The sequence below is a fragment of the Noviherbaspirillum humi genome (assembly GCF_900188095.1).
In the GTDB taxonomy this organism is placed as follows: Bacteria; Pseudomonadota; Gammaproteobacteria; order Burkholderiales; family Burkholderiaceae_D; genus Noviherbaspirillum; species Noviherbaspirillum humi.
Window position 1 is genome coordinate 222,264 of the sequence record NZ_FZOT01000005.1, and the last position, 23,941, is coordinate 246,204.

Sequence of the window (23,941 nt, forward strand, 5' to 3'; positions counted from 1 at the left end):
GTGCCCAGCCGCTGATCTCGCCCGCTGTCGTGGAACCACTACAGCGCCGTGTCGATTTTTCCGCTACAGAAAATCCCGACGATCCCCGATAGGCGCCCCGTATCGATCCCGCGATACTGGCAGCATGTCGAATCCACCTGTTTCCCCATGCTCAATGTGATGATCGTCGAGGATTCCGACTTCGTTCGGGCGATCCTGCGCAACCTGTTGCTCGATATCGGCGGCATCGCGCTATCCGGGGAATATGTCGCCGCGCCCGCCGCGATCTCAGCCTTGCGCGTCAATCCGCCCGACGTGGTCTTGCTGGACATCCAGCTCGAACAAGGCAGCGGCATGGATGTGATGAACGTCGTCCGCAATGAGCATAGCGATGTGAAGGTCATCGTGGTGAGCAACTCGCCGGAAGAGGCGATACGCACCAGCTACCTCGCCGCGGGCGCCTACCGCTTCTACGACAAGAGCTTCGAGATCCGTTCCCTGCGCAAGAAGCTTGCACGCCTGGCGTTTCCCGAAACCGATGTTGAAGACATTTGCTGACGGGAGGGGATCAACCCCGCCAGCAGACAACGACCTGCCGCCGGACAGCCGGGGGCTCAAATCAAGAATCAAAGGAGGCACACTATGAACATCGCAACTCTCAAGGTCAGTACCCGGCTTGCCATCGGTTTCGGGATGCTGGTCGGTTTGCTGCTGCTGCTGGGCGGCATGGGCATCAAGAGCATGGCCAGCATCGAAAAGAACCTCGAAGCCATCACCCGGGAAAACAATGTGCAGGCCCGGCTCGCCACCAACATGCGCATGACAGTTACCGACCGCATGATCGCCATCCGCAACCTGATTCTGTTGACCGATGCAGCGGAGATGCAGCCGGAAGCGGAACGAATCAAGGTTCAGGGCAAGAAATACGAAGAAGCGGAAGGAAAGCTGAACCATCTGTTCGCCACGCTGCCCAGCACCACGGCGGATGAAAAGGCGATGATGGTGAAGCTGAAAGAATTCGAGAATGCGGCGCTTCCGATCATCGATCGTGTGGCGCAGCTCGGCCTTGCCAACAAAAACGACGAAGCCATCCGCATCATGATCCGGGACCTTCGCCCGGTACAGTTCAAGTGGACCGGCCTGCTCTCCGAACTGGTCGAGTTCGAAGACAAGCTGAACGAGACGGCCGCGGCCGACGCGGAGCGGGAGTACGCTTCCGCTCGCAACCTGATCATCGGCACCGCCGCGCTGGCCTTGCTGCTCGCGGTCATCGCGGCAGTGGCCATCACGCGCAGCTTGGTCAACCAGCTTGGCGCCGAGCCGCAATACGTTGCAGAGGTCGCGGGCAAGATTGCCAGCGGCGACCTGACCGTGCAGATCGACGCCGCCAACGCCCGGCAGAACAGCTTGATCCACGCCATCAAGACCATGCGCGACAATCTGGCCGTCATCGTTGGCGAAGTCCGGACCGGCACCGATACCATCGCCACGGCTTCTTCCCAGATCGCCGCCGGCAACATGGACCTGTCTTCCCGCACGGAGGAACAGGCGAGTTCTCTTGAGGAAACCGCTTCTTCGATGGAGGAGCTGACCTCCACGGTGAAACAGAATGCCGACAATGCGCGCCAAGCCAACAAGCTCGCCGAAACTGCTTCCGAGGTTGCCGGCCGGGGCGGCGCAGTCGTGGCGGAAGTGGTGCAAACCATGGGCGCGATCAACGACTCGTCCAGGAAGATCGTCGACATCATCGGCGTGATCGACGGCATCGCCTTCCAGACGAATATCCTGGCGCTCAACGCCGCGGTGGAAGCCGCTCGTGCCGGCGAGCAGGGCAGGGGCTTCGCCGTGGTGGCGTCGGAAGTCCGGAACCTGGCCCAGCGTTCCGGCGCGGCGGCGAAGGAAATCAAGCATCTGATCGATGATTCCGTCGAGAAAGTCGAGACCGGCGCAAAACTCGTGGATCAAGCCGGCCTGACGATGAAGGAGATCGTCGACAGCGTGCACCGGGTAACGGACATCATGGAAGAAATTACCGCCGCCAGCCAGGAGCAGACCGCTGGCATCGACCAGATCAATCAGGCGATCAGCCAGATGGATCACGTGACGCAGCAGAATGCAGGGCTGGTGGAAGAAGCCGCTTCGGCGGCGGAAGCGATGCAGTCCCAGGTACAGAAACTTTCCGAGGCAGTCGGTGTTTTCCGCCTGCACGGCAGCGCGTTATCTGCCGAGCCTTCCGCAGCCATGGCGCTGCAGGCGCCGGCGCAGCGACCGCGGTCCGGCATCAAGGTCCTGCCGAAGAAGCAGGCCGCTCCCCGCATCATTCCAGCGGTGCCGCAGGGCCTGGCCGCCGCTGGGGTGACCGGTGGAGACTGGGCGGAATTTTGAAGCGCTTCGGATGGCAGGCCATGCACAGACGGTGATTATTTCGGGTGTGCAGCCGACACAAGTTGTCTCCGCCGCAGTGGCCAATTCCTGCGGACTTCCAGCCCGGTCGAGTGACCGGGCTTTTTTCATTAGGCAGGGTGGTATTAAGCAGGTGGCCCACACCCCTTAAAAGGGTAAAAAGCAGTCTTTCCAAAAGCCTGGCAAGAGCGGAGGGCCGGGCCGCAGGTCAGCCGCCTGCCGGTGCAGCATCGGCTAAACGCTTGGCCTGAAGGACCAGTCCCTCAAAAATCGGCTCGGCGACGTTCGCCGGAAAGCCTTGGGGAAGCGCCGCGTTGACAGCTTCCACGACTGCAGGTGTTTTTTCCAGAATAGATTCAATCACAGTCTCGAAATCCTCGCCCAGCGCGTTGCGCTTAGCGACGGCATTCCAGTGCCGACGCCGAATATCCTGCATCCGGTAATGCGCATTTTTCGAGCGCACAGCCATCGCCAGCTTGATTTTCTGCCACGGGAAATGGCGCGGCCCTTGGCCAATGACGGGCCAAGCGGACATGACGTCATAGAACGGCGTCAGCTCGAATGCACTTCCAGCCAGCAAGCGAATACTGAAGTTTTTTGCGTGCCCGTCCGGTGCCGCCAGCATCCAAAATAGCAGATGGGCAGTCAAGAACCGGTTCCGGTCTTGTTCAGCGTTCTCGCTGCCGCGCAATCTATCTAGTATTTCATCTATCCCCGGTCCGCCCTTTTCTTCATACTTTTGGGAATAACTCTTTCCAAAGACCTGGCAGAAATCCTCCTGAGGGAGCCGGGCAATCCATCCCGAGGCCATCCACCGGCGGTCAAAACGCTCGACGATGAGTACCTTGTGCCGGCCGAACTGCCCGATGTCACAATGGGCAGCAGGTAGTCCGTAGGACTGCATGATTTTTGCGCATAGCCACTCGTTCTCGACCGAGGTGGAGAAGTCGGCTCGAACCTGGCCAACCTCGCCCATCGGCAGCTTGAAAATATGCGTCGTTGGCGTAGCGCCTTGCGGCAAGTGCCAGCTACCGTTGTGATACAGAAAAGCCGTTTTTTCCTGTGCGCCAGCGAGTGAGATGCGCAGCTCGTCTTCTGCCGGCACACCGAAGCCTACGCCGGCGACAACTGCATCCAGCTGCGCCTCAATTTCTAATGCCGTCAATGGACGGCTGGTGATGTGCCGAACATCAGGCACTGCGCTACCGGCCGGCAGCAGCTGCACGGCACCAACACAGTCACGGCCAATCTTTTCAAGAAGGTCAAACGCTGCGGGGGAGTCGGCCCCGTGGCGGCTGGCTATCCGATTACGGATGGCCGGGCTGTCCGGCAGCAGATTGTCAAAATAACTGGCTACAGCGGGTCCGCTTACTGTTTTAGTGCCGAGATTCAGCGGCAGGGACAGCGACAATGGACGGGCCGCGGGACTGCCTTGCCAGGATGCGTCATAAGCAAACTGCTGAACGCCGGTTGGCGCGAGGCTCCACTGCCCGACAAGTTGTGCATTCATCCAGACGTCCAGGCGCCGGGTCTTTGAGGGGCGTCCGGCCATTACCAGTTTTCTTTATCGCCAATGCCCAGAGTTGCGCTAGCCGAGACCGAAGCCACGGCTTGTCCTTGCAGGGAATGACGCGGTTCCACGGAGAAAGCAGCGTCCAATGCCATCAGCACGGTCAGGAGCTGGTCCACCGTGATGGACTCGGGCCGGCCCTCGATGCGGGAAATACGTTCCTGGGATAGACCGATCTTGGCGCCAAGCGCCGCCTGGGACAGGCCCTTTTCAACCCGGAGTTGCTTGAGAAGCGGGCCGAGTTGCCCTGAAGTTTTAATGAAGGTTTTCATGACAGAACGCTCCCGTCGTTCGCAAGTAGGTAATTACGCAATACACCTTACCCATGCCCCTGCAGGCATATAACCATTATATGCCTAATAAAGCATAAAAGTATTTTATTCTTGTATAGGCATACACCAAAATGTGTTTCTTGCAGTCCTAAGTTACATTGGGTACATCTGAGTCAAAGGCCGGCCTCTTTACACACTGCAATTCATTGCTTTTTGCGTAAGCCTTTTACGCATACCCTAGTGGAGTCTGCGCCACGGCTCAAATGGTTTCTTAAAGCCGAACGGGGCCCGCCTATTTGGAAATCCTGAGCGGCTGCGCCGCATGCTTGATAACCCCCCATTAGGCAGACTATTGATTCGAATCGTTTGCTTACATTGTGGCGCCGGAAGGAGGGAATCATTTCCGCTTAACCATTTCCAAATCTCCAGCAGGCTCGTCACGAGCCGGCCCCGCAGGCTGGATTCAGGAGGAATGAGTGAGTATTCTTGGAGGCATCTTTGGGCGGCGCGACCGGGAAGCGCGCTATCGAACCGTGGATGGCGGCAAGCCCGCACCTTATCCGGACATGACCGACGAACAGCTGTATAACTACGAGCTGGCATTTAATGTGGAGAAAAAGACTTTCGATCAGCCGCCTCATCAGGGTTCCGCCAGGCGACCCCAAGCTCAACAGGAGCCGGAAATCGAGGAAAAGACGCGTCGCATTACCGAAGCTACGCTGAATCGCTACCAATTACCACGACGTGAACCGGAATTGGTTACGCAGCATGATGGCCGCGAAGCTGTCAATGAAGAGAAAACCGTCATGGCGACGGAAGCACCAGAACTTCAGACGCTTCGTTTTGATGACGGCATGCCTGAGAAGCAGGCGGTCGAAGCGGATCCACCCGCCGGTGCGGCTGATTCCGACGCCATGCAAGCTTCCGTAGTCGACGAGAGCGTCTCCGCAGAACCGCCGCTGGATTTCGCCAAGCCGATACGCGTCATCACCAGTAAACAACCCGTGGAGATCATTACCACCCGCGCCCGCCATCCGCTCTACAAGGTTCACGCCTACGTCGGCGACGAACAAGTCATGCGCGTTTTCACCCTTGATGGACGCATGTCCGAGAATGGTCCCCGTTTCCTGGAAAACATTCCGGACCGAGAAGAGCTACATCTCAATATCTACATCAATCCGGATCCCTTGAGCCGCGAAAAATACCTCATCACGCAACATACGTCTCAGGAAGATGCCGAATCGAAGCGGCGACCGAACTGCATTGGTTCCTGCAAACTGGAAGTCAAACCGCAGTTCACAACATGATGTAACAGCGAGGCCGTTTGAAAAGGTGTAGTTCGGAACCAGTAAATTTTGCAAATCCGTTGAACTATTTACTCGTGACGAGTGACTAATCATTACGCGGACCCGGAGGACATCATGGAAAAGGTGCAGACTGTAGTTTCTGAAAAATCGGCAAAACAGCCCGTAGTTTTGGATACTTCACGTCAGATAGCTGAAGCAGAATTAGCTTTCCCTAGCGTAGCAGGAGCGAAGATCGACAGGAAAGACATTTCCCGTTGCATCCACATCTGGGCGAAGTTTTATCGCCAGGGCGGCTCCCAATCGGATTTGAGGGAGCTGTGTGTGCCGCCTGCACCTTGGCATGTCAAAGACTGAACATTGAAATAAGCGGAAATAAGCGCATATAAGAAGTACACCACCCGCTGAATCGTACGGCGCGGAGGAGACACCCAAAAAGAAGGGAGCAATATCGATCGATATTGCTCCCTTTTCATTTGCTTCGTGACCTAGACCTAGATCTAGCGTGCTGTCTCGAAAAAATTATCCAGACTTGGTAAGTTTACATTTCACTGATTGCCTGCTTGTTCGACGTTTCCAATAATGGAGCAAGATCAGGTTGCGCATTGGCTCTCAATGTAGCCGCGAACTGTTCGAGTTCCAGTGCTTCCCTCAATACTCCGCGCGAACGCTCCAGAAGAATTTTCCCCGACTCCGTCAATTTGGATCTGCGTCCCTCGACTCTGAGCAAAGTAATCCCGATGGATTCTTCCAGCTGCGATATGGCGTAGCTTACGGCGGGCTGAGTAATGTGAAGTATGTCCGCTGCCTTGGCGAAACTTCCTGTCGCAACCACGACATGAAACACTTTCCAGAGTTTGAGGTTGAGCTTGAGTCTGCGTACGTTATCCGTCTCCGACATGTCGGCAGGCAAGAGATGTCTAGGCAGGGGCGAGCCAGTTTGCGATCCAGGGATTGAGTGCATTTTTTATAACCAATAAAGAAGCTGCTTTTTAGGCTAGGTGAAAAATGCCAAGATTTGATAGGTATTGATAACATTCAAGACTGCGAACGAAACGATAAATGGAATAAATAGATTAACAATAAAAGATGTCTAACAATCGCTTTATCAAAGATAAAGCGTGCATCGATTGAGCTGCCTTAAAGAGATTTCGCCTGAGAATTGATCTAGAGAAAAGGTGTGGCGAAAAAACCATATCCGCTCTATTTTTATTAGAGGTGAAAGGACCGAGTCATTATCTTTAAGAGGACTGCTAGTCCTTGATTTTTAGGGTTCGTTCTTCGGGCGTGCGGATGTGTGAGTTGGCGCTGCGTGAGACGGGTTCTACATAGCGCTCCCTTGAATGTTCCAGTCGATCATTCAGTGTTTAAAACTTCCGTGTTCAACAAGAAAACTCAAACTAGATCGCTTAAAAAATTACATGTAAGAATCAGTGACTAATAGAAATAAATAAAATGTTTTTATTATATTTTTGCAAGCTGTATCGTTAAATTAGGCGAATTGCTTGAGCGCTTGAAAAATCGCGCTAAGGAGGCGACTCATTAGGACTTTCCCAGCGGCGATGCTTTCACCGGAGATTGACAGATGTATTTGGATGCCCCGACAACGCAAAAGACGGATTTTTTCCGCCCGGTGTACTGCATCCTGGGATTGCCGCTAGATGCCATATCGCTTCAGCAAGCCGTCGACAAGATACGAAACGCAGCGACGACGAGAAACCGGTGTTTCCTTTCTACGCCCAACCTCAACTTCGTCATCGGGAGTCGCACCGACAAGAACTTCCGCGATTCCGTCATCCGCAGCGATCTTTCATTGCCGGATGGTATGCCACTGGTGTGGATCAGCAAGCTGATGTCGGTTCCTATCCGCGAACGGATCGCGGGCTCCACCTTGTTTGAATCGATCTGCAAGCGCAACAAGGATGCACTATCGGTGTATTTTTTCGGCGGTCCGGATGGAGCAGCCGGAAAGGCTGCAGAGCTGGTGAACAGCGCGTCGTTCGGCGTGAAGTGCGTGGGCCACAAATCGCCAGGATACGGTTCGATGGAAGAGATGAGCCGTCGGGAGTTTATCGAGGACATCAATACCTGCGGACCGGACTTTCTCATCATCGCGATGGGCGCCAAGAAAGGCCAGGCATGGATAGAGAGAAATTATTCGCTGATTCAAGTGCCGGTCATCAGTCATCTCGGCGCCGTGGTCAACATGACGGCCGGCCGCATATATCGCGCGCCTGAGTGGTTGCAGCGCATCGGCCTGGAGTGGCTGTGGCGTATCAAAGAGGAACCCGTACTCTGGCGCCGCTATTTTTCTGATGGATTGTCCTTCATGAACTTGATGCTGACCCGCGTGCTTCCATGCTTGTTGGTGCAGCGCACGCGACGGGTACCGCTTTACCTGTTCGACCATGCCAAGGTGTTTCTCCATAAAGACGACCGCCAAGTACAGATCACTTTCGTAGGCCCCTGGGGTGAGAAAAACATCGGCGAATTAAGAACCAAGTTCACCGAAGCCACGATTGAGCCAAGTGACATCACCCTGGATTGCCACCACCTCAATTACGTCGATAGCGCGCTGCTTGGATTGTTTGCGTTGCTTTACGGCCATCAATTGAAGATAGGCATGAAATTTCACGTCGTCGGTGTTTCACCATCGGTGAAAAAAATGTTCTGCCTGCATTGCGCGGAGTATTTGTTGAGCTGAATTAAAAGCCGAACCTCATTGATTTTTCTCAGCATTCTGCAGAGGTGGGGGGATAGGCCGGAATGGTTAAGTTGTCAATTGGTAGTCTTGGTCTGACATAACGGGAAGAGCCCAATGAGCCTGCTGCAGCTGCTGTTGATCCTGAAGGCGAGAGCAAGAGTGATCTTTATGGTGCTCGCATTGACCCTGCTCGCGGCTTGCGCGACAGTGGTCTTGATGCCGAAGACCTATAAGGCAACGACGTCCATCGTGCTCAACTACAAAGGCACCGATTCGGTGAGCGGGTCCACTGCGCCTGGACAGCTTGTTTCCGGCTACTTGCCTACCTACATGTCCACCCAGATCGACATCATCAAGAGCATGACCGTTGCTCTGCGGGTTGTCGATCGATTGAAGCTCGCCTCCGTACCCCTTTTCCGCGAAGAATACGAGGAAGCTACCAAGGGCAATACGGATATCCGCGAGTGGCTCGCCAACTATCTGCTCAAGAAGCTGGAGGTGAAGCCTTCCAAGGAAAGCAGCGTGTTGAACGTCAGCTTCAAGGCTTCCGACCCGAAGTATGCGGCGGCAATTGCTGATGGATTCGTAGACGCCTACCAACAGGTCACGGCGGAGATCGATGCCAATCCGGCGCGCAGCGCCTCCAATTACTTCACCGAGCAGCTGAAAAACCTGCGCAACAATTTCGAGGCGGCCCAGGAAAAAGTGACGCGGTACCAGCGGGAGAGCGGCATCGTCAATGCGGACAACCGAATCGACGTTGAAAATACGCGCCTCAACGAATTGTCGAATCAGCTGGTCGTCGCGCAGTCGCAATTGATGGAGGCGAACTCCAGAGGAAAACAGGTCCAGGGAAGGGCGGACGAATCCCCCGACGTGGCCAACAATGCCCTGATCCAGGGCTTGAAGATCGAACTCAACAAGGCCGAGACCAAGCTGGCGATCATTTCGGAAAAATATACCCGTGACCATCCTACCTATCAGGAAGCCAAGGCCGAGGTGACCAAGCTGCAGGCAGCGCTGCGGGCCAATATTGCCATCATCTCTCGCTCAATTTCCAACAACGCCCAGATCCTGGAACGGCGGGCAAACGAACTGCGGGCCGCGGTTGAGGAGCAGAAGGCGAGGATTCAGGACCTCAACCAGAAACGCAATGAGCTGAATCTGCTGGTGAAGGATGCCGAGACCGCCCAAAAAACGTATGAAGCCGTTTCGCAAAGGCTCGCGCAATCCAAGATCCAGGGGCAATCCAACCAATCCGACATCTCGGTGCTCACCAGCGCGATCATTCCGCGGGATGCCGCTTCGCCACGCCCGACCATCGTTTTGCTGGTGGCAGCGTTTGTCGGCATGTTCCTCGGCATTTGCTGCGCGATCGTGATGGAACTGCTTGACCGACGCGTGCGTTCGGTGCGCGATCTGGAAGAGCTCGTCGGCCTTCCGGTATTGGTACGCATCGACTCATTTGGGCTTGAAGGAGATGGCCGGCAGCCGGGCCTGCTTCCCTGGAACCGGCCGAAAATGCTTCCCGGCAGCTCATGACGAGGCCGGTTGCGTTTGAAGACCCGCTTGACAGAAAACCCATCCAGTCCAAGGTTAAAGGCCACGGCACATGACCACTCCCAATTACCTTCAGGTCACCACCGACGAGAACGTCAGCGAAATCTTTCGCCGGCCGAGTCGGCCCATCGGGACCATACTTGTCGACGCCGGTCGCCTGGAAAGCGACGACATCGAGAATATTTGCGTCTTCCAGCAGAAATCAGATTGCCTGTTCGGCGAGGCGGCGGTGCGCATGGGCCTGCTGTCCGAAACCGACGTCGCGCAGGCACTCTTGCGCCAGTTTGATTGCGGCTATCTCGTACGCGGACGGAGCCGGGTCCACCATGAAGTCTTCGCCGCTTACGAGATGACATCGGGTAGAACCGAAATTCTGCGCCGCCTGCGCAGCTCCATCCTCGCTTGTCTGGCGGAACACGACAATGATGAACGGGTGCTTTCGATCATCAGCGCGCATCGCATGGAAGGGCGCAGCATTTTGGCGGCCAACCTGGCGGTATTGTTCAGCCAGCTTGGTAAAAGGACTTTATTGATCGATGCAGACTTCCGACATCCGCGCCAGCATAGCCTCTTCGGCATCGACAACAAGAGCGGCCTCTCGAGCGTGCTCGCCGGCCGCGTTTCGCTGGATGTGCTGCGCAAGGTCGAGGGCCTCGACTATCTCGCCATTCTGCCCGCCGGAATTTGCCCGCCCAATCCGAGCGAGCTGCTTGAACGCCCGATCTTCTCGCTGGTGCTCAACCAGCTCGTCGCCCAGTTCGACATGATCCTCGTCGACACGCCGGCTTATGACTTGTATGGCGATGCGCACAGCGTGTCGCGGCATGGACGCAATGCGCTGGTGGTGGTCAAGGACGGCGTCGGCCAGATCGATGCATTGCGCAGTCTGATGGCCGATTCCATGAGCGCGCGAGTGAATGTAATCGGCTCCGTGCTGAACACGTTTTAATCCGGCGCTCACCGGCATCGAAGGGGCGGGCCGCAGGGCGGCCCGCCCCTTCCAACAATAAGCATGGCAGATCAATGAACTCAGGAACCGCGAGAATATCGGTTGTCGTCCCCGCATATAACGTCGAACGTTATGTGGAGAGCGCGCTTGAATCGCTGCTGAATCAGACGCAGCCGTTCCATGAGATCATCGTCATCAACGATGGCAGCACCGATCGCACGCTCGAAAAGCTGTCCCGATATGCCGGCGAACCGCGTGTCACCATCAAATCCACCGCGAATCAGGGCCTCGGACCGGCACGTCAAGAAGGCATCGGGCTGGCCACCGGCGATTACATCTACTTTTTCGATTCGGATGACCTGCTGCAGCCGGATTTTGTCGAACGCATATCCGAACGGATTTTGACGGAGGAAAACCCCGACCTCATTTTCATCAGCAGTTCTGTCTTCCATGACGACGAGCTGAATCTCCTGAACGCGGATGCAGCCGCGGACGACCAATACCGGCGCATGGTCACGGGCAGCTTCGCCTCCGGCCTGGATGCTTGCAAGGCGATGCTGGACTCGGGAAAGCTTTCCCCCAGCGCTTGCCTCTATGTCTCCAAACGGTCGTTGTGGCGCGACGGATTGAAATTTCCTTCCATCATCCATGAAGACGATTACGTGATTCCACGCTTGTTCGCTGCAGCGGGCAAGTCGGTCGTGACGGATATGTGCCTGTATCGCAGGCGAATTCGCAACGGCTCCATCATGAACGGGCGCGGCAGCCGCAAGCATGTCGATGGCTATTTCCAAGCCTTCCGCTCGACTTGGTGGGTACTCCGAAAAACGCGCGACCCCGAGCACAAGGCGACCTTGAAGCGGCTGCTTGCGGGCGTCGTGTGGCTGTATTTCTATGAATGCCGCCGCTCGGAATTGTCCCCGCGGCCTATGGAAGTCCTGGAGATGCTATGCGTCAACGGGAGCGTGCCGGCGCGGGACCTGGCGCGCGCAAGCCTTCCCTCGAATTTGAGAACCACCTTGCGCACTTTCAGGGCCCTGGTACAGGGAGGGCAATGACTTGGCTTGTCGAGACCGCGCACTTCGGGAGACGCACCCTGGATCGGCGCGGGCGTTCGACGAACACTTTTTTTGCCGCTGGCGCAATCCAGCCATCCCCTGACGAAAGGCGATTTTTATCGGTGGCTGGCCAATATCGACCCGTAACGCGAATACACCGCACAAGCATCCATCTGGAACTTCACCATGCGCATCGTAACTAGCGTCCGCTGGGCAGCATTGTCGCAAGCTTCCAGAGTCATCGCCCAGCTGATCAGCGTTTCGGTCCTGAGCCGGATTCTGGCGCCGGAATCCTACGGGCTCATGTCGATCGCCATGACGGTGACCAACCTGGCTTTCCTGTTCCGGGATCTTGGCACTTCCGCGACCATCATTCAGCGCAAGGAACTCACGGAGCGAATGAAGAGCACGGTGTACTGGTGCAATGTCGCCCTGGGTTGCTCCATTGGCCTTTTGCTGGTGCTGCTGGCGTATCCCATCGCACTGATTTTCAAGGATGAGCGTCTGGCTCCCATCATGATGGCGCTGGCCATTGTGTTTCCGATCGCCAGCCTGAGCCTGCTGCACCAGGCTTTGCTGGAGCGGGAATCGGATTTCCGCCTGCTTGCCCGCATCGAAATCGTCAGTTCGATCAGTGGCATCGCCATCGCGCTGTTTCTCGCATATCGCGGCGCGGGGATCTGGAGTCTCGTGATGCAGATGATCGGGTCCACGATCATCACCGTGATCCAGCTCCGATGGGCCAACCGCTGGCGTGCACGTCTTGTCTTCTCGAAGGAAGACTTGCTGTCTTTGTTCGGCTTCGGGGGCAATTTTTCCCTGTTTCAGTTCGTCATTTATCTGGAGCAGAATGCCGACAGCATGATCATCGGGCGCCTGCTCGGTCCCGGCCCGCTCGGAATCTATTCGATGGCGTACAAGATCATGCTTTTCCCTTTGCAAAATCTGACGGCGGTGATCTCGCGCGCGCTTTTTCCCGCTTTCAGCCGCAAACAGGATTCGATCGAAGAGATCGCCAATCTCTACCTGCGCGCGGTGCGCATCATCGCCATGGCGACGGCACCGCTGATGGCCGGCATGTTTTTCCTGCGCGCGGAATTCGTCGCCATCCTGTTCGGACCGCAATGGTCCGAGGTGGCCAATATCCTGAAATGGCTCGCGCCAGTGGGCTTTCTGCAGGCCATGACCGCAAGCACCGGGGTAGTGTTTCTTTCACTCGGCAGGGCGCGGCTGATGCTCATGTTCGGGATTCTCGGCGCTTTCCTGCAGATCAGCGCTTTCCTGATCGGCGTGCATTGGGGCATAGAAGGCGTTGCGGCATGCTATCTGGTGGCCATCATCATCAATTTCCTGCCGTGCTTCTGCTGCGTTGCCCGCCTGCTGAAGATTCCATTCGCGCGGCTGGTGATCGACTTCCTCAAGCCGCTGGTGGCATCCGCCGTCATGCTGCTGGCGCTGTATGAGATTCATCAACTCATCATGCAGATCCGTCCGTCGCAGCTCGGCTTCGTCGCGATCAATGTCATGGTCGGCGCGCTGATCTATGGCGTCGTATTGCTGGTTTTCCTGCGTCAGGACATTTCGGACATCCGGTCCCTGGCGAAATTTGGTTGATTCGAGGTTTGCATGAGTTACTCCCCGAGGATGTTGAGATGAGCGTTTCCTCCCCGACGGTATCCGTAGTGATTCCCGTCTACAACGGCGCGCCGTTCATCGCGTTTGCCGTTGAGAGCGTCCTTGCGCAGCGCTACCAGCCAGAGGAGATCATCGTCGTCAATGACGGCTCGGTGGATGGAACGCTGCAGGTGCTCGAAAGATTTGGCAGCCGCATCAAGGTCATTTCCATTCCCAATGGCGGCGTATCCAATGCGCGCAATGTCGGCATTCATGCCAGCACCGGCGAACTGATCGCCTTCCTGGACGCGGACGATATATGGGACCCCGACAAGCTCCGGCTGCAGGTGCAGGCGCTGCAAGCTTTCCCGACGGCGGGGCTGTGCTGTTGTGACTTCATGACTTACAACTGGTCCATGCACGCCAAGACCAACCACTTCGGCCTGTTCTCGGGGGATCCGGCTTTCCAGCTGGACAGGCCGTTTGCCGCGGACGCATTCGGCATCCTGATTCGGTACAACTTCGTCGGCACCGCATCGACCGTGGTTGTCCGCAAAGCCCTGCTGGATCAGGTTGGCCTGTTCGATGTCTCATACCGGCAGGCGGAAGACTACGATCTTTGGCTGCGTTGCGCGCTGCATGCCGAGGTGATCAGCCTGTCCAAGGTGCTGGTCGACAAGCGGGCCCATGACCGGAATCTTACCAACGATTTCGCCGAGACCCTTCAGTTCCATGAACGGGTGCTGCTGTCGTGGATGCAGACCCGGGGCGATGTGTTTGCGCAGCGCGGGCTGTGGGAGTCGGCCTTGGCGGCGCTGGCGCAGACCCGGTACCAGATCGGGAACCTCCTTTTCGAAAAGGGGCTGCGCTTTCAAGCGTTCGGCTATTACTTCCGTGGACTGCGCTCGGTCTGGTCGTTGTCGAACTTGCGCGCTTTTCTCTACTACGTCTCCCGGAAGGTGGTGCGCATGCTCAGCTTCGGCATGATTCGCAACCGTCGGCCGATCGGACACCCGTCGCTGGATCAGCGGCGGGCGGCGTAAAGGAGAGGTTATTTTGCTGTCTGCCCTATTGACCAATCGAAGCAACATGCCGACGGGGGTGCCATGGCGACCATCGATGTATTGATGCCGGTTAAGAACGGCATGGCCTATCTGGAGGCGTCGATTGCCAGCATCCGGAACCAGACCTTCCGGGACTGGCGCATGATCGTTCTGGACCACGCCTCTTCCGATGGCAGCTTCGAATGCGCTTCCAAATTCGCCGAAGCCGATTCGCGGATCACGGTCAGGCGCTTCCCCGAGCGCGATTCGCTGTCCGATATTCTCAACGGCGGCCTTGCCTTATGCGATGCGAAATATGTCCTGCGCCAGGATGCGGACGACGTCTCGCTGCCGCAGCGCATGGCTGTCATGGTCGATGCTTTCAGCGCCAACCCCGACCTCATCTGCGCCGGATCGCTCGGCGACATCATCAATGGCCGCGACCGGGTGGTCGGAAGGCTGGACATGCCGGTCGAGGAGGGCGCTTACGCGCCGCTTTCCCTGTTTCGCATACCGTCATCCAATCCGGCGGTCTGCTTCAGGCTGGACAGCCTGCGCCGCGTCGGCGCTCTTTACGGCATCGATTTCCTGAGAGTGCTTCCCGAGCATCGCCGCCTGGCGGTGCCGGCATTGGCTGAAGACTATTTCTTCCTGGGGCAGCTCGCCATGCTCGGCAGATGCGTCAATCTCAAGGAGCCCTTGATCCGGTACCGCTGGCACCAGACGAATATCAGCAAGATCAAGGCGATGGAACAGCTGCGCGTGGCACTGGACGTCTCGCGCTATCTGGCGGATTCCTTCGCCGCCCTGCATGGCACGGCAAAGTTCGACCCCGCGCCTTTCTGCAACCATGGCGAAAGGCTTTTTCTCATCGGCCAGGAAACGGATTTTCGGGCGCAGTTCGACGCCTTGAAAAAGACACTCGTCCGGGTGCTGCCGCCATCGCGCGGATTGCAGCGGGAGCTGGCTTTCCGCGAGGTCCTCGCCGACAGGCGAAGCGCCGCGATGGCCGCGAAGTATGCATCGTTCGCCGCGCGTCATGGCGTGCGGCCGTCGGAGTGGCACACCGTGAAGTCATGGCTGGCGGGCAGCTTGCGCCGGCAGACCTTGTTGCAAGTCGCGCCGGTGAATACGGCCACCTGAGAACTGTTCATTGGGCAGATGAAAGGAATACAACGTGCTTGACGGGAAAACCAGCGCTTCTCCCTATACGCTTTTCGCGATATTCCTGGGGGCCGCCTGCGGCCTGGGCGTTCTGCTGCCGTTCTACCTCGGCGTGGCCGGGGACGGCGTGGTTGCCATCGCCGCCGTGCCCTTGCTCCTGATCGGGATCGCCGCTTTTGCCGCCAGCCGCAAGACACTGCTGATCCTGATCCTGCTGACGCGATCGGCGCTCGATATCGTACTGGAAGCCACGCGCACGGCTGGCAGCGGCCAGGGTGCCGGCCTGGGCGCGCTCATCAACCTGTGCATCATTCTCCTGGCGTTTGCGCTCGTGTTCGAGAAGCCTGCCGCCTTCCCGAGGAAGATGGCGATTGCCTGGCTGGCGTTCTTTGCCGCCGCGATTCACGGCATTCTCCTCTCTCCCGAAAAAGCCGATGCGATCCGCTTTTACCTGACCTGGCTGTCGAACTTCGCCGTCTTCATCAGCGCCTTTTACCTGGTCCGGGAATCGGCGGACTTCCGCTATTGCGCCTTGCTGGTCGTGCTCTCTTCCATTTTGCCGGCGCTCTACGGGCTTTACGAGACCGGGGCCAATCTCGGCCTGTTGTCAGGGGGCTATCGGATTAAAAGCACCTTCACCCATGCCAACATCTTCGCTTTCTATCTGATGCTGGTGCAATTCATCGGCTTTTACTATCTGAAGAGCGGCACGGTCCGCATGCCCGTGATGCTGCGGATGGCGCTGGGCGCCTACCTGCTCCTGTTGTTCGGGCTGCTTATGCTGACGCAGACCCGCAGCGCATGGATTGCAGTAGTGGTCGTGTTTGCATGCTATGCGGCGGTGTTCGAGCGCCGGTATCTGATCTACCTCGGGCTCGCTTTCGTGGCGAGCTTCTTCATCCCGGTGGTGCAGGAACGGTTGCTCGACATCCTCTCCGATTCGGAAGTGGGGCCGCAGGTCAAGCTCAATTCCTTCGCCTGGCGCGTCGCCCTGTGGGAATCGGCGCTGGGGTGGATGGATCCGGGCCGGTATCTGCTTGGCTATGGCCTGGGTGCTTTCCGGGACAACGTGCTGGATTTTTTCCCCCTCAGCGCCGGCTTCAAATGGGATGCGCATAACGTGTACGTCCAGTGGTTTTTCGAGACCGGACTGCTCGGGGTGGCCGCCTACCTCTGGCTCCAGGTTCGGATGCTGGGCTATTCGTTTCAGCTCAGAAAAGTCGACCGGCTCGCGGCGTTCTTCATCACCGCCACCGTGGTGAGCTATCTGATGGTTTCGTTCTCCGACAACATGATGTTCTACCTCGTCGTCAACTGGTATTACTGGTTCCTCATCGGGGCCGGCTGTGCCTTGCTGCTGAGAGGAGCGGCGAAGGCTGCCGCTGAACCGCGGCCGGCACCGCAGGCGAAGCGGCCGGCGCCGTGGAGCAGACCGGCCGGCGCGGCAGTTCGCCGGAGCCGGCAGTGAAGACCGGGCATCCACTTGCCGCGGTGGCAGCGGCGACCGTCATGCTGGGTATGGCGGCGCCATGCATGGGACGTGACGAGCCCGCGGGCAAGCGTCCACCGGCAAGGCAGGAAGCGCAGATTCAGGCATGGGGGTCGGCAAGCAAGCCTTTCGCCGCCGATTCGCCTTGGAACAGCCGTCCGGTCGATCCGGTCCTCGACGACAACGTCGGCGTCCCGGCCGCGAAGTATTCGCCCGCCGTCATGGCCAGCAAGTGGTCCACCCGCGTCTTCGTCAGCCGCGCCGACGATGGTTCGATGACGGTCTCCGGGCCGGGCGGCAAAGGCTTGTGGAATCCGGACGCCCAGGAAGCCGGCAACGTGAAGATACCGCACTGGCCGGCTGGCGTGCAGGGGGCAGCCGGCACCGACGGGCATGCGGACATCGTCGATCCGGTGCTCGGCATCGTTCACTCCTTCTGGCAGCTGCGGCAGGAGGAAGGGCGTTGGACGGCGGCGCAGTATGCGTGGAGCCCGCTCGCGGGGCGCGGTTGGGGCGATCCGGCGCATTATTTCCAGGGCGCCCGCGCCACTGGCGTGCCGGCAATGGCCGGGCTGATCCGCCAGCATGAAGTCGACGACGGCGCGCCGCTTTACCGGCATGCGCTGGCCCTGTCCCTGGCCACCAATGCGCTGGCGCCCGATCCGGCCTACATCTATCCCGCCACCTCCGCCGACCGGGAGGCGCGCAGCGTGAATACCGGCCGCATTCCCCAAGGCGCCTTGCTGATGCTGCCGCGGGGCTTCGACGTGCGCGCGCTGGCGGACCGGCGCGTGCGCAAGATCGCCGAAACCCTGAAGACATATGGCGCTTACGTGGTCGACCGCAACGACGGCACGCCTTTCATCGTTTATGCCGAGACGGGCAGCGGCCTGGACCTGCCGGGCGAACCCTGGAACAAGGAGGCGGCGGCGGATCTCGAAAAAATCCGGGAAGCGCTGCGCCAGGTCACCGGTGCGCAGGCATGGCTGGATGGCGACGGCCGCCGCATCGTGCCGGACAAGGACCTCAACCTGCTGTCCTTGCGAGGCCCCTGGCAGCATGATGGCGACGGACCGCATGGCTGGTTCGATACCTGGACTCAATCGGTGCATTTTCCGGCGGCGCCCCGGCCCATCGTGCAGAAGAAGGACTTGCAGGCTTCCCTCACCGACGTGCGATGGGCCGCGCCGCGCGCCGGCGTCCGCTATCGGCTCAAGGCGGTATCGACCGGAGGCGCCAGGCTGCGCCTGACGATCGATGCAGCCGGGGAGGGCAAGCCGCGCATCGACAGCGGCGAACTCGGCAATGGCGAGTCCTTCAGCTTCGTCTGGCCCGGCCAGGCCGCCGCGCCACGACTGTATGTCATCAGCGGCGCCGGCAAGCCATCCAGCGTGCGGGGCGAATTGCGGCGGCAAAGCGATGGCGACCCGGCGCAGGCGAAACGGTAGTGGCCATCCGGCCGTGGCATCGAGGCAGACAGGCGAGGAACAACAATGAATCCGATACGCATCGCATACCTGATCAACCAGTATCCCAAGGTCAGTCACAGCTTCATCCGGCGGGAGATCCAGGGATTGGAGAAGCTGGGCATCGGCGTCGAGCGATTTGCCTTGCGCGGCTGGGACGCGACGCTGGCGGACGCCGAGGACGAGCGCGAACGCCTGCGCACCCGCTACCTGCTGCGCGGCGGCCTGGTCGGCCTGGCGAAGGCGGCGCTGGCGGCATTGCTGTCGCATCCGCTGCGCTGGCTGTCGGCCCTGGTCCTGACGCTGAGGATGGCGCGCCGCTCGGAGCGGCCCTGGCCATTGCACCTCGTCTATCTGGCGGAAGCCTGTCTGCTGGCATCCTGGGCGGAGCAGGCGCGCTGCGATCACCTGCATGCGCATTTCGGCACCAACTCCACCGATGTCGTCATGCTCGCTGCGCTGCTGTCGGGTTGCGGCTACAGCTTCACCGTGCACGGGCCCGAAGAGTTCGACAAGCCCGCAGCGATCAATCTGGCGGAAAAAGTGCGGCGCAGTTCCTTCGTCGTCGCCATCAGCTCCTACGGACGCGGCCAGCTTTACCGGTGGGTCGATGCCGGGCAGTGGGACAAGATCAGGATCGTGCATTGCGGCCTGGAGCAGGCCTTCCACGACGTGGCGCCGGTACCGGTGCCGGTGACGCCGCGGCTGGTATGCGTCGGCCGGCTGTGCGAGCAGAAAGGACAGCTGCTCCTGTTGCGGGCGGCGCATCTGCTGGCCCGCAAGGGCGTCCCACTGGAATTGGTGCTGGCGGGAGACGGCGAACTGCGGCCGGAAATCGAGCGCGCCATCGCCGCACTGGGCCTCGGCGGGCAGGTGAGCATCACCGGCTGGATCGGAAGCGCCGAAGTGAGGGAGCGACTGCTTGCGTCCAGGGCGCTGGTGCTGCCCAGCTTTGCCGAAGGATTGCCGGTGGTGATCATGGAAGCCATGGCGCTGCGCCGGCCGGTCCTTAGCACCTATATCGCCGGCATTCCGGAACTGGTCACGGCTGGCGAGAATGGCTGGCTTTTCGCCTCCGGTTCGGTGGAGGAGCTGGCCGCCGCCATGGAAGCCTGCCTGCGGTCGCCGCCGGAAGCGTTGGCAGTCATGGGGGAGCGGGCTCGCCAGCGCGCTCTGGAAAGGCACGACAGCGACCGGGAGGCGGCCAAGCTGGCGGAGCAGTTCCGGCGCGCGATTCATTCCCAGTTGTCCGGACTCCAGGAGCAGGCATGGTCTTCTTCCTTGAACTGACGTTTCTCGCGGTTGCGGCCCTGGTTGCCGTCCCGGTGACGATGCTGCTGATGCAAGTGCTGCTGGCGTGGCGCGGCGAACGCAAGGGCGAGCAGCCTGGCGGGGAGCGCCCCGCAGTGGCGGTATTGGTGCCTGCCCATGATGAAGCGGCCAGCCTGGGCGATACCCTGGATCGGCTCAAGGCGCAGTTGAAGGCAGGGGACCGGCTGCTGGTCGTTGCCGACAACTGCAGCGACGACACGGCCGGCATTGCCTGGCGCGCCGGTGCGGAAATCACCGAGCGCCATGATGAACTGAGGCGCGGCAAGGGCTATGCGCTCGACCATGGTGTCCGCATCCTGGCATCGGATCCGCGCCCGGTGGTGATCATCGTCGATGCGGACTGCACGCTGGAGAGCGGCGCCATCGATATCCTGGCGCGGGAGGCGGTCGCCAGCGGGCGGCCGGTGCAGGGCTTGTATCTGATGCATGCGCCGGACCGGGAAAGACTTTCCAGCCGCATCGCCGAATTCGCCTGGCTGGTGAAGAACCATGTCCGGCCGCTCGGTATGCGGCACGCCGGCCTGCCATGCCAGCTGATGGGCACCGGCATGGCTTTCCCCTGGAGCGTGATCAGCGCCGCGCCGCTGGCGACCGGGCATCTGGTGGAAGACATGAAGCTGGGCCTGGACCTGGCCTCACGCGGCACTGCGCCGCTGTTCTGCCCGGCGGCGCGCGTGCATAGCGAATTCCCGACGAGCGCCCGCGGCGCGGAAGCACAGCGCTCCCGCTGGGAACACGGACATATGGGCATGATTTTCGGGGCGCTTCCCGGCGCGCTCCGGCGCGCCGTCACGACCGGCAATGTCGAATTGCTGATGATGGCTCTTGATCTCATGGTGCCGCCGCTGGCGCTGCTTTGCCTGGCTTGCGCGGCCTTGTCCCTGCTTGGACTCGGCGCTTCCCTGTTGAGCGGCGCCTGGCTGCCGTTCTTCGCGGCGCTGGCCGTCATGCTGTTGCTGGGCAGCGCACTGATGCTGGCCTGGATATGCTTTGGCCGCGGCATCGTCAGCGCCAGGGACATCCTGTTCGGCATGGGCTATATCGCCGGCAAGCTGCCGCTGTATGTCCGCTTCTTCTTGAGGCGCCAGGTGGAGTGGATACGGACGGAGAGGCGTTGAATCGGCATGAACTTCTGGTGGCTTGAAAAAGCCGGATGCGAATTTCCTTCGCATCCGGCTTTTCAGCGGACAACCGTCAGATTCCGGTTCGGCGCCATTGCTGCGTCGGGCTGTTGACGCAAGCCTGCAGCACCAGGCCCGCGCCGCTGCCCGAATTCGTGCTGGGTGCGCTCAGGCAGAGTTGCGAGCGCATGTCGGTGATGGTGAACAGGTTGCTGTCGCCGCCGACCGCGGTGAGTTTCCAGCGCTGATGCGGGAGGCCGTTGCACTCCCAGGTGCCGACCTGGGAGCCGGCCGTCGAGCCATAGGCGTCCAGGCACAGGCCGCTGCCGCGGGAAACGATCTGGAAGGCGCCATCCCCATAGGCCAGCATGCGCCACTGATTGGCTTTGGAGCCATTGGCAGGCGCGGGATTCTGCACGACCTGGACCGCCGCCGTCGAACCGGTCGGCAAGCTCAGGAACAGCGAATTGGCGGCATTGCTGAAGGTGTAGAGATCCTGCTCGGCAACGGCGCGGAAGACGTTGTCGGTGATCTTCTGCGCGATGGTGCTGGTGTAATCGCTGCGCACGCTGTTGGAGATGAAGCTGTCGAGTCCCCATGACCATTGCATGGTGCCGGTGCCGAAAACCTGGGCGGTGGAATCGGCAATGTAATAGGTCATGTCGCTGCTGACGCCGCCGCTCGTGGAGCGCGCCAGGGACACCACATTCGGCGGCGATACGCCGGCGACGATGGCATTCACTTCATAGCCAAGCAGGCCGGCGAGCACCGTCGAGTTGGTGGCGCCGCTGCCGGTGAACAGCCAGTGCTCAGCGTTGGTGATGGACACGTTCCCCATCACCGGGTCGGCGACGTACTGCGCGCCGAGGAACGCGCCTTCCGGCAGTCCGAGGTCGCGGAACTTGCCCGTCCTCAGCAGGGGATCGGTGACCGGATCGCCGCCGTTGCGGTAGCAGGTCATGATGCGGTTGGTGGTCGTGCTGCCGAAGGTGCTGTTGGCGAAGCGGACTTGCCAGTAGACCTGGTTCGCCGAGAAGAAAGCCAGGTTGGTGCCTGCATCGCGGCTGGAGACCAGCCTGTCCCGCATGGTCCGGGAGTAGTACTCGTCGTGCCCCATCGAGATGAATGCCTTGGCGTTGGCCAGCGCGGTGCCGCGCTCATGCAGGTCGAGGTTGCTGATGTACTTGACGTCATAACCCTGCCGCTCCATCCAGCGCACCATGTTGTAGTCGAACCCGGCGCTGGTGATGGGATAGCCTTCGACGACCGGCTGAACGTTGGTGATGAACTCGCCGGCGCCTACCCCGTAAGCTGCCTGAGGATTGGTGCTCGGTCCATATGGACGGTTGAATGACACCGAGGTCGCCGGCGTAGACCCGTTGGCGCATTGCCAGGCGCTGTTGTGGTTGATGCATCCGGTGTAGAGGGACTTCCCGCCCCAGTAGTTGTAGGCCTGGTAGGTCGTGACCGGCAGCTGCGCGATATAGGTCGCGACCCTCGCGTCGTCCCTGACCACGAAGATGATGTAGCTGTCCTTCGGCGTGGCGCCGTTGGTGGTCAGCTTCGCCAGGTAGATGCCGCTGGCCCAGTAATCGCTTGCAGCCGGATCGGTAGCGGTATTTGGAATGGTCAGAGTTCGGCTGACCGACCAGTTGCAGTCGATGACGCCGCCGGCATTGAGGCAGGGCTTGGGCTGTGCCACGCCCGTCAGGTTCGGAATCGAAAGCATCAGCCTGCCACCGGCCCCGCCATACCAGCCCATGCGATAGATGTCGATGTTGTAGGAGGCCGCGCTGGTGTTGACGTAAAAATCGATGCTGCCGCCCTTGGCCACGCTGGTCAGCGAGGCATAGCCCTCGATCTCTCCCAGTGTCGCCGGGTTCGAAAGCTGCCAGGCAGTGGTGCCGGTCTTCGCGTTTTCGATCGCTACCGTGCCGGTATTGGTGGGCGGGGGAGGCGGCGGGGTGCTGGAGTCGTTCAGGTACTCGCAGATTTTATCGACGCCCGGCACCGGATCGCCGAAGACGCTGTTGTTGCAGCCAATGGAGTTGGTGGCGGTGCGGGTCGCATACGTGCCGTTCAAGCCGTAGCGCACCTGCCTGGTGCCGCTGAAGCTGCAGGTCTGGTCTTCCCTCGCGCAAAACGTCCAGGTGCCGCTGGGTGGGGGAGGCGGCGGGGTGCTGGAGTCGTCCAGGTACTCGCAGATTTTATCGACGCCCGGCACCGGGTCGCCGAAGACGCTGTTGTTGCAGCCGATGGAGTTGGTGGCGGTGCGGGTCGCATACGTGCCGTTCAGGCCGTAGCGTACCTGCTTGGTGCCGCTGAAGCTGCAGGTCTGGTCTTCCCTCGCGCAAAACGTCCAGGTGCCGGTTCCCGTGCCCGGGTCCGCCGGTGGCGGCGTGGTGGTCACGGTTTCGTATTCGCAGATCTTGTCTGCGCCAACCACGGGGTCGCCGAACACACTGTTGTTGCAAGCAATCGATCCGGTAGCGGTGCGAATGGCATATTGACCGTTAAGCCCATAGCGGACCTGGGTTGTGCCCGTGAAGTTGCAAATGCCGTCCTCTCGTGCGCAGAAGGTCCATGTTGAAGTCGTAACGGCGGCGCCGTCAGCCAGATTGCGAGAAGCAGCAGGCGTTCCCTCGGACGACACCGATCCACTCCCTGCGCTTGACAACTGGTCGTTGCCGCCACCGCATCCGCTTAGACCAAGAGTGATTAAAAAAATTGCATATAGCAATAGTAAGCTAAACCTGTTCTTCATGACTCCCCCGAGTGGCATGGCATGAAGAACATTAATTTCTTTTGGTTACCAACAATTTGTAGGGTCTCAACCCTTCAATTGACGGAAGTTAACGGCTGGTCGATTACCTCGACGTGACAGGAAAGAAACGGGGCGATCGGTTTGGCAAT

At 59.5% G+C, this 23,941-nt stretch carries 19 protein-coding genes; 15 read left to right on the forward strand and 4 right to left on the reverse strand.

Annotation, left to right across the window (positions count from 1 at the left end; translation table 11 throughout):
- Positions 1–147 precede the first annotated feature (147 nt).
- The gene (locus CHB88_RS10900; RefSeq protein WP_089399343.1) at positions 148–537 is read left to right on the forward strand and encodes a response regulator; all 390 of its coding nucleotides are present in this window, start codon (positions 148–150) and stop codon (positions 535–537) included.
- Positions 538–621: 84 nt separating this feature from the next.
- On the forward strand, positions 622–2,364 hold the full coding sequence (locus tag CHB88_RS25860; RefSeq protein WP_089399344.1) for a methyl-accepting chemotaxis protein: 1,743 nt from the start codon (positions 622–624) through the stop codon (positions 2,362–2,364).
- Positions 2,365–2,590: 226 nt separating this feature from the next.
- Here CHB88_RS25860 and CHB88_RS10910 read toward each other — a convergent pair whose 3' ends face one another.
- Complete coding sequence (locus CHB88_RS10910) at positions 2,591–3,892, reverse strand: type II toxin-antitoxin system HipA family toxin (RefSeq protein WP_245844896.1); 1,302 nt, start codon at positions 3,890–3,892, stop codon at positions 2,591–2,593.
- A 41-nt stretch (positions 3,893–3,933) separates the two neighbouring features.
- Positions 3,934–4,224, reverse strand: a complete 291-nt coding sequence (locus tag CHB88_RS10915; RefSeq protein WP_089399346.1) for a helix-turn-helix domain-containing protein — start codon at positions 4,222–4,224, stop codon at positions 3,934–3,936.
- Between the two features lie 476 nt (positions 4,225–4,700).
- Between CHB88_RS10915 and CHB88_RS10920 the strand changes: the two genes are divergently transcribed.
- Entirely contained in the window at positions 4,701–5,531 is an 831-nt protein-coding gene (locus CHB88_RS10920) for a hypothetical protein (protein ID WP_143131215.1), read from the forward strand.
- A gap of 114 nt (positions 5,532–5,645) precedes the next feature.
- The gene (locus CHB88_RS24400) at positions 5,646–5,885 is read left to right on the forward strand and encodes a hypothetical protein (RefSeq protein ID WP_143131216.1); all 240 of its coding nucleotides are present in this window, start codon (positions 5,646–5,648) and stop codon (positions 5,883–5,885) included.
- Between the two features lie 184 nt (positions 5,886–6,069).
- Here the strand turns inward: CHB88_RS24400 and CHB88_RS10925 are convergent, their stop codons facing one another.
- Entirely contained in the window at positions 6,070–6,441 is a 372-nt protein-coding gene (locus CHB88_RS10925; protein WP_176442414.1) for a LysR family transcriptional regulator, read from the reverse strand.
- Between the two features lie 672 nt (positions 6,442–7,113).
- Here CHB88_RS10925 and CHB88_RS10930 point away from each other — a divergent pair.
- The 11 genes from CHB88_RS10930 (at position 7,114) to CHB88_RS10980 (ending at position 21,025) form a co-directional block, all read left to right on the forward strand.
- The gene (locus CHB88_RS10930) at positions 7,114–8,232 is read left to right on the forward strand and encodes a WecB/TagA/CpsF family glycosyltransferase (protein ID WP_089399349.1); all 1,119 of its coding nucleotides are present in this window, start codon (positions 7,114–7,116) and stop codon (positions 8,230–8,232) included.
- 114 nt (positions 8,233–8,346) lie between these two features.
- The gene (epsF, locus tag CHB88_RS10935) at positions 8,347–9,774 is read left to right on the forward strand and encodes a chain length determinant protein EpsF (RefSeq protein ID WP_089399350.1); all 1,428 of its coding nucleotides are present in this window, start codon (positions 8,347–8,349) and stop codon (positions 9,772–9,774) included.
- 70 nt (positions 9,775–9,844) lie between these two features.
- The gene (locus CHB88_RS10940; protein WP_143131217.1) at positions 9,845–10,741 is read left to right on the forward strand and encodes a polysaccharide biosynthesis tyrosine autokinase; all 897 of its coding nucleotides are present in this window, start codon (positions 9,845–9,847) and stop codon (positions 10,739–10,741) included.
- A gap of 74 nt (positions 10,742–10,815) precedes the next feature.
- Positions 10,816–11,799, forward strand: coding sequence for a glycosyltransferase family 2 protein (locus tag CHB88_RS10945; protein ID WP_089399351.1), 984 nt, complete (start codon positions 10,816–10,818; stop codon positions 11,797–11,799).
- Between the two features lie 186 nt (positions 11,800–11,985).
- Entirely contained in the window at positions 11,986–13,413 is a 1,428-nt protein-coding gene (locus CHB88_RS10950) for an MOP flippase family protein (protein ID WP_089399352.1), read from the forward strand.
- 38 nt (positions 13,414–13,451) lie between these two features.
- On the forward strand, positions 13,452–14,456 hold the full coding sequence (locus CHB88_RS10955; RefSeq protein ID WP_089399353.1) for a glycosyltransferase family 2 protein: 1,005 nt from the start codon (positions 13,452–13,454) through the stop codon (positions 14,454–14,456).
- A 63-nt stretch (positions 14,457–14,519) separates the two neighbouring features.
- Positions 14,520–15,599: a glycosyltransferase family 2 protein gene (locus tag CHB88_RS10960; protein WP_089399354.1), complete on the forward strand. Its 1,080-nt coding sequence runs from the start codon at positions 14,520–14,522 to the stop codon at positions 15,597–15,599.
- 34 nt (positions 15,600–15,633) lie between these two features.
- Entirely contained in the window at positions 15,634–17,088 is a 1,455-nt protein-coding gene (locus CHB88_RS10965) for an O-antigen ligase family protein (protein WP_089399355.1), read from the forward strand.
- A gap of 65 nt (positions 17,089–17,153) precedes the next feature.
- Positions 17,154–18,557 (forward strand): Atrophin-1 multi-domain protein, encoded by a 1,404-nt coding sequence (locus tag CHB88_RS10970; protein ID WP_217900152.1) that lies wholly within the window; start codon positions 17,154–17,156, stop codon positions 18,555–18,557.
- A gap of 45 nt (positions 18,558–18,602) precedes the next feature.
- On the forward strand, positions 18,603–19,865 hold the full coding sequence (locus tag CHB88_RS10975; protein WP_217900153.1) for a glycosyltransferase: 1,263 nt from the start codon (positions 18,603–18,605) through the stop codon (positions 19,863–19,865).
- Positions 19,844–21,025 (forward strand): glycosyltransferase family 2 protein, encoded by a 1,182-nt coding sequence (locus CHB88_RS10980; protein WP_089399388.1) that lies wholly within the window; start codon positions 19,844–19,846, stop codon positions 21,023–21,025. Before CHB88_RS10975 ends, CHB88_RS10980 begins: the two co-directional genes overlap by 22 nt.
- Before the next feature lie 76 nt (positions 21,026–21,101).
- Here the strand turns inward: CHB88_RS10980 and CHB88_RS10985 are convergent, their stop codons facing one another.
- A complete protein-coding gene (locus CHB88_RS10985) occupies positions 21,102–23,474 on the reverse strand; it encodes an RICIN domain-containing protein (RefSeq protein ID WP_176442415.1) in 2,373 nt (790 codons plus the stop codon).
- Positions 23,475–23,941 lie beyond the last annotated feature (467 nt).